6 protein-coding genes and 3 pseudogenes are annotated in these 4,189 nt (G+C 36.9%); all 9 read left to right on the top strand.

Annotation, left to right across the window (positions count from 1 at the left end; genetic code table 11):
• Positions 1-108 (top strand): annotated as a pseudogene (locus tag ACTNES_RS19675) (peroxiredoxin); the annotation flags it as partial.
• Positions 108-857 carry a peroxide stress protein YaaA gene (gene yaaA / locus ACTNES_RS19680; protein WP_024854728.1) on the top strand — a complete coding sequence of 250 codons (750 nt, stop codon included), beginning with the start codon at positions 108-110 and terminating at the stop codon, positions 855-857. The pseudogene ACTNES_RS19675 and the gene yaaA, both read left to right, overlap by 1 nt.
• 127 nt (positions 858-984) lie before the next feature.
• On the top strand, positions 985-1,392 hold the full coding sequence (locus ACTNES_RS19685; RefSeq protein WP_441040467.1) for a Fur family transcriptional regulator: 408 nt from the start codon (positions 985-987) through the stop codon (positions 1,390-1,392).
• Positions 1,385-2,005 (top strand): annotated as a pseudogene (locus ACTNES_RS19690) (flavin reductase); the annotation flags it as partial. The gene ACTNES_RS19685 and the pseudogene ACTNES_RS19690, both read left to right, overlap by 8 nt.
• A gap of 18 nt (positions 2,006-2,023) precedes the next feature.
• Positions 2,024-2,566 carry a rubrerythrin gene (rbr, locus tag ACTNES_RS19695; protein WP_215718975.1) on the top strand — a complete coding sequence of 181 codons (543 nt, stop codon included), beginning with the start codon at positions 2,024-2,026 and terminating at the stop codon, positions 2,564-2,566.
• 12 nt (positions 2,567-2,578) lie between these two features.
• Positions 2,579-2,940: pseudogene (locus ACTNES_RS19700) on the top strand (lactate/malate family dehydrogenase); the annotation flags it as partial.
• Between the two features lie 89 nt (positions 2,941-3,029).
• The gene (locus tag ACTNES_RS19705) at positions 3,030-3,404 is read left to right on the top strand and encodes a desulfoferrodoxin family protein (protein WP_023920586.1); all 375 of its coding nucleotides are present in this window, start codon (positions 3,030-3,032) and stop codon (positions 3,402-3,404) included.
• 91 nt (positions 3,405-3,495) lie between these two features.
• On the top strand, positions 3,496-3,654 hold the full coding sequence (locus tag ACTNES_RS19710) for a rubredoxin (protein WP_005339874.1): 159 nt from the start codon (positions 3,496-3,498) through the stop codon (positions 3,652-3,654).
• Between the two features lie 154 nt (positions 3,655-3,808).
• On the top strand, positions 3,809-4,189 hold a 381-nt coding region (locus ACTNES_RS19715; RefSeq protein ID WP_441040468.1), incomplete at its 3' end, for an SDR family NAD(P)-dependent oxidoreductase.

A 4,189-nucleotide genomic window follows, 5' to 3' on the forward strand; every position in this document is an offset into this window, starting at 1 on the left:
GTAGTAAGAACTACATATCTTATTGATGAGCAGGGAATCATTATAAAGGCAAATGATAAAGTCAAGGCGGCAGATGATCCTGAAAATATGCTTAAGGAATTGGCATAATGAAGATTATTTTATCACCTGCAAAAAAGATGATTGTAGATACCGATAACTTAGCACCGGTTGAACTGCCTGTCTATATTGATAAGACAGCAGAAGTATTAAACTGGATGAAAAGCAAATCAAAAGAAGAACTGAAAGCTATCTGGAAATGTAATGACAAGATTGCAGAGCAGAACTTTAACAGATTGGAAAATATGGATCTTTATAACAGGCTTACTCCGGCTGTTTTAGCATATGAAGGGATTGCATTTCAATATATGGCACCATCTGTGTTTGAAATCCAGCAGTTTGAGTATTTGCAAAATCATTTAAGAATCTTGTCTGCGTTTTATGGCATTTTAAAACCAATGGATGGTGTGACTCCTTATCGTCTTGAAATGCAGGCAAAGGTTGGAATTGGAGATGCAAAAAATCTGTATGAGTACTGGGGAGAATTGTTATACCGCTCAGTAATCGATGACAGTAGGATTATCATTAATCTTGCATCAAAAGAATACTCAAAATGTATAGAAAAGTATCTGACACCACAGGACAGATATATTACGATTGTATTTTGTGAGTTATCCGGAGATAAATTGGTAACAAAAGGTACCTATGCCAAGATGGCTCGTGGTGAAATGGTCAGATTCATAGCAGAAAATAATATTGAAAATCCGGTGGAGATTCAGAAATTTGACAGACTCGGATATTCGTTTAGGTCTGATTTATCTTCAGATTCAGAATATGTATTTGAACGCAAAATAAAATAGTTATTCAGGTAAAAGATGCTCAGTTTGACAGCTTTTATAATAATGAGAATTATTACTATTTTTATTGACAACAGGATAATAGTGGTATATAATCCTTATTAAGAACTAATCCTAATAAGGAGGACGAATGACAAGTAGGAGAAATACCATTCAAAAAGATCTTGTAAGAAATGCCGTATACGAAATGAGAAGACACGTTACGGCAAATGAAGTGTATGAATTTATAAAAGAAGCATATCCAACAATTGGAAAAGGAACTGTATATAGAAATCTTGATATATTGGTAGAGGAAGGTGCATTAAAAAAGGTTGAAGTTCCGGATGGACAGAACCGATTTGATTTTATATTGAAAAATCATTACCATGTAAGATGTATAAAGTGCGGTGAAATTTTTGATGTGGATATGGATCAAATACCGGATTTGCTGGAAAGAATTCATAACACTCATGGAATTGAATTTGTGGATTATGATATTTCATTTAAAGGCATTTGCCCGAAATGCAGGGAGAAGGTAAAGGAGGAACAGCATGGATAGGAAAGCAATGTATAAGTTGAGTTATGGACTGTTTATATTGACCGCTAAAGAAGCAGAAAAAGATAACGGATGCATCATTAATACAGCCATTCAGGCAGCATCGGAACCAAACCAGTTAAGTATCTGTGTAAATAAGGCAAATTATACGCATGATATGATTCAAAGAACCGGAAAATTTACTGTATCAGTCTTAAGTCAGAAGGCACAATTTGAATTGTTCAAACATTTTGGCTTCCAATCAGGAAGAGATACCAATAAGTTTGAAGCATTTGAGCAGTGTGCCAGGGGCACAAATGGTATTTATTATATTACAGAAGGTACAAATGCATACATTTCTGTGACAGTTACTAAAACAGAGGACTTGGGTTCACATACGATGTTTATCGGTGAGATAACCGATATGGAAGTTTTAAGCAATGTTCCTTCAGTAACATATGATTATTATCAGAATAATATTAAGCCTAAGCCACAGGAGGTTGGAAAAACAGAGGACAGTCAGACAATATGGCGTTGCAGAATTTGCGGATATGAATATGTAGGCGAGGAATTACCAGATGACTTTATATGTCCTTTGTGCAAGCACCCGGCATCAGATTTTGAAAAAGTAGTAAAGAAAACGGAGGTAAAAGAGATGGCAGCAAACAAATATGCAGGAACACAGACAGAGAAGAATTTACAGGAGGCATTTGCAGGGGAATCACAGGCAAGAAATAAGTATACCTATTTTGCTTCTGTAGCGAAAAAGGAAGGTTACGAGCAGATGTCAGCATTGTTTTTAAAGACTGCAGATAATGAGAAAGAACATGCAAAGATGTGGTTCAAGGAATTAGCAGGAATTGGTGATACAAAGGAAAACCTGGCGGCAGCGGCAGAAGGCGAAAATTATGAGTGGACAGATATGTATGATGGCTTTGCTAAAACAGCTGAGGAAGAAGGATTCCCTGAGCTTGCAGCAAAATTCAGGGCAGTAGGTGAGATTGAGAAGCACCATGAGGAAAGATATCGTGCACTTCTTAAGAATATTGAAACTTCACAGGTATTTGAAAAGAGCGAAGTTAAGGTATGGGAATGCCGTAACTGCGGACATATTGTGGTAGGAACTAAGGCGCCTGAAGTATGTCCGGTATGTAATCATCCACAGAGCTATTTTGAAGTACATGAAGAGAATTATTAAGGAGATGAGATTATTACGAAGAAGAAAGTGATTAATTCAAAAAAGCGGTAATGATAGGCTGTGGCTTTGTTGGTTCTGCATCGGTATTTGCGCTGATGCAGAGTGGCTTGTTTACAGAGATTGTCCTTATCGATGCAGATAAGAACAAGGCAGAAGGAGAAGCGATGGATATCAGTCATGGTATTCCATTTGCGAGTCCGATGAAAATATATGCCGGAGATTATGATGATGTAGCTGATGCTGCAATTGTTGTCATATCTGCCGGAGCGGGACAGAAACCGGGAGAGACAAGGCTTGATCTCGTAAATAAAAATGTAGCAATATTTAAGTCAATCATTCCTGAAATAGCAAAGAGAAATTTTGCAGGTATCATGCGTTAAAGCTTAAGGAATCTGCAGATTCATTGAAAAAGATTATGGAGACAATTGAATTATAAATTTTACACATGGAAGGAGAAAAAGGCATGGAAGTAAGGTATTATATTTGTAAGCATTGTGGAAACATTGTTGAAAAGGTAAAGGATAAGGGTGTACCTGTAATTTGTTGCGGAGAACCTATGCAGGAATTAAAAGCCGGAGTGACAGATGCTGCTGTCGAGAAGCATGTACCTGTATATACGATAGAAGGCAGTCATGTTCATGTCGTGGTCGGAGAGACAAAACATCCAATGCTTGAAGAGCATTTCATTGAGTGGATTACATTAAATACAAACCAGGGAATATACAGAAAACAGTTAAATCCAGGGCAGGAGCCGGTAGCAGATTTTTGTCTTTGCGATGGTGAACAGGTAGAAGAAGTATATGCTTATTGTAACCTGCATGGATTATGGAAATGCTAAAAGCATTTATATATATTAAGGTTACAGAACAACACAAATACAACAGTAATATATGCTGTGTATTAATATATTTATAAGGAGGAACAAACTAATGAAATATGTATGTGACGTTTGCGGATGGGAATATGATGAAGAGGAAGGTTATCCTGAAGGTGGTATTGCACCAGGAACAAAGTGGGAGGATGTTCCGGAAGATTTTGAATGCCCATTATGTAATGTTGGAAAAGATCAGTTTTCAGAAGTTGAATAGAAGCCTAATCTTGTGTTAAATACGGATGGATAAACCAAAACCCTGGTGCGTGAGCAACAGGGTTTTTTATTGCGATATTTTGTGATGATATCACAGAAAATAATCTACCTTTTGCTTATAATGTAGCTAGAAACTAAGTAAGGAGGTAGTCTAAATGAGATTAAAAGATAAAGTTGCAATCATTACGGGTGGAAGCCGTGGTATAGGATTTGCTACAGCTGATAAATTCTTGAAGGAAGGTGCTTCAGTTGTGTTGGCAGCAAGTTCACAGGAATCGGCAGATGTTGCTGTAGATAAATTAAAAGAAAAATATCCCAATGCAATAGTTGCTGGAATTAGTCCGAATCTGGCAAGCATGGAGTCTGTCAGAAAGGCTTTTAAAGAGGCAACTGAAAAATATGGATGTGTCGACATACTGGTAAATAATGCAGGGATTTCAGAAAGCACCTCATTTATGGATTATACAGAGGAGACTTTTGATAAAGTCATGGATCTAAATGTAAAAGGAGTATTTAATACTACTCGTGTAGCAGCA

Origin of the sequence: Blautia sp. HCP3S3_D9, from assembly GCF_052063845.1 — a bacterium.
GTDB lineage: Bacteria > Bacillota > Clostridia > Lachnospirales > Lachnospiraceae > Blautia_A.

Bases quoted from the DNA above. Each gene is read 5' to 3' on its own strand.
- ACTNES_RS19685 (WP_441040467.1), top strand. From the start codon at position 985: ATGACAAGTAGGAGAAATACCATTCAAAAAGATCTTGTAAGAAATGCC.
- rbr (WP_215718975.1), top strand. From the start codon at position 2,024: ATGGCAGCAAACAAATATGCAGGAACACAGACAGAGAAGAATTTACAG.
- ACTNES_RS19705 (WP_023920586.1), top strand. From the start codon at position 3,030: ATGGAAGTAAGGTATTATATTTGTAAGCATTGTGGAAACATTGTTGAA.
- yaaA (WP_024854728.1), top strand. From the start codon at position 108: ATGAAGATTATTTTATCACCTGCAAAAAAGATGATTGTAGATACCGAT.
- ACTNES_RS19710 (WP_005339874.1), top strand. From the start codon at position 3,496: ATGAAATATGTATGTGACGTTTGCGGATGGGAATATGATGAAGAGGAA.